The sequence below is a fragment of the Pseudovibrio sp. Ad26 genome (assembly GCF_001623285.1).
Lineage (GTDB): Bacteria > Pseudomonadota > Alphaproteobacteria > Rhizobiales > Stappiaceae > Pseudovibrio > Pseudovibrio ascidiaceicola.
Map to the genome: position 1 here is coordinate 1 of NZ_LMCE01000154.1, position 1,654 is coordinate 1,654.

The 1,654-nt window shown below is 52.2% G+C and carries 2 protein-coding genes and 1 pseudogene; all 3 read left to right on the forward strand.

Translation table 11 applies throughout. The annotated features are described in order from the left end of the window. Positions 1-233, forward strand: a 233-nt coding sequence (locus PsAD26_RS29205; RefSeq protein ID WP_193758366.1) for a PAAR domain-containing protein, incomplete at its 5' end; no start/stop codon positions are given. 5 nt (positions 234-238) lie between these two features. Further along, the gene (locus tag PsAD26_RS26530) at positions 239-1,303 is read left to right on the forward strand and encodes a DUF4123 domain-containing protein (RefSeq protein ID WP_057461548.1); all 1,065 of its coding nucleotides are present in this window, start codon (positions 239-241) and stop codon (positions 1,301-1,303) included. Beyond that, a pseudogene (locus PsAD26_RS26535) lies at positions 1,300-1,654 on the forward strand (hypothetical protein); the annotation flags it as partial. The gene PsAD26_RS26530 and the pseudogene PsAD26_RS26535, both read left to right, overlap by 4 nt.

Consider the following 1,654-nt stretch of genomic DNA (forward strand, 5'->3'; position numbering starts at 1 on the left):
CACCGCATCCATGCCCGGTCTGCCCGTCACCACCCCATGGCAGATCATTGGCCTCCGGAAGCCCGACTGTCCTGTTCAACAACAAAGAAGCTGGGCGACAGGGAGATCCGATTGATTGTGGTGGTGCCGATTCAACCGGATCTGGGGATGTTTTGATTGGAGGAGCCTCTCCCGTAGGAATGAGCCGGTCGCCGTTTTGCGAAACGTGTGAAGACAAAGCCTCCAAAGGATAGCAGCGGTGAGTTTGACAGAACGATTTAAGGGGATCGCCGCGCAAGCTGCAACGATTGATGCCAAACCATACCTGGTGCTGGATGCATCCTGGCAGGAAGACCTTGCAAGCGAGATCCGGGCCACGGGCGAAGACGGATGGGAACCGTTGATGGGATCACCTGCAGAGGCCAAACAAGATGCCCATGCCCGAACCCCGTTGCTTGTTGACCTGACTGTCCATCCCGCTGTTTTGACCAGTTGGCTAAAGGTAGGGTTTCCAGAAAAGCTTGGTATCATCGTCTTTTCAACAAAGGCGATTGAGGAACTTCGAAGCTCCTTGAAGCGGTTCATGAGCGTGATCACGCCGGAAAGTGGCAAACCGGTTTACCTGCGTTTTTATGATGCCCGCGTGCTTTATTGTTTCCTGCGACATGGCTTCCCGGAACAGTGGCAGGATTTCTTCAAAAACATTGATCTGATTGCAGCACCTTATGACTACACATCAAGTTTTGCGGTCTATCGCCTTCGCGGCGAACAGCTGCAGCTCGGCATCGAGACCGAAGACGGCTTGGACTATCACTGGCACAAACATGAAAACCATGACCGAGCAGTCGAAAACTACCGCGCAACCTTCCCATTCCGCGAGATCGAGCAGCGTCAATACGATGATATGATGCACTGCGCTCAAATCAGCTTTTACCACGAGATTGAGCAGTTCCTTCGCAAAGCCTTTCCCAAGGAGACGGAGGAACTTCAGCGCAAGGAGTTGATCTCGTTCTTTGGTGAGGCTCAAAAGCACGCTGGCAAACAAGGCTACAGCGATGAGAGCTGCTTCTTTTACTGGGCTGTCTTGAGCTTTATGGCCGGAGCTGAGTTTTATCAAGATCAGGATGTTCAGCGCATTCTTTCGCAAGAAACAATGTCTCGCGAAACACGGCTTGAACTGCTGCTGTTTAACAGCGGCGTTGAAATTGACAATGAGGCCCTGCGAGATCTCTGCGATGTTATCGAATGCAAGGAAACATACGCAGATGGCAGCAGTACCGTCTATCGGGAACGGTCAGGGAAAATCATCAGGACAGCAGCATGAACAATCCAAACTTGGCTAAAACGGTAAAGAACGTAGCTTCGCAAGCCGCTGGTAATCAGTACGCATTTGTTCGCAATCTTCCACCAGGTACAGTTCCTAAGACCCCGCAATGGGTAAAGCCATTCGTGCCTAGCCCACCCGTTCCAAGACCGTTGATACGGCCAAGTCCGTTGCAACCACTAATCCAGCCAGATGTGCTGGCCCCCGACACTCAGCCTATGCCTCAATTGAAAAAGCAGGATGAGTTCTTTGATCCTAGTTGGGATGATCCCGGTGAATTCGACAAGCCAAGAGAAGCAACAGGGGAAGATGAGCAAGGAGAACCGGTGTCCTATCGCCGCCGCCGCATTC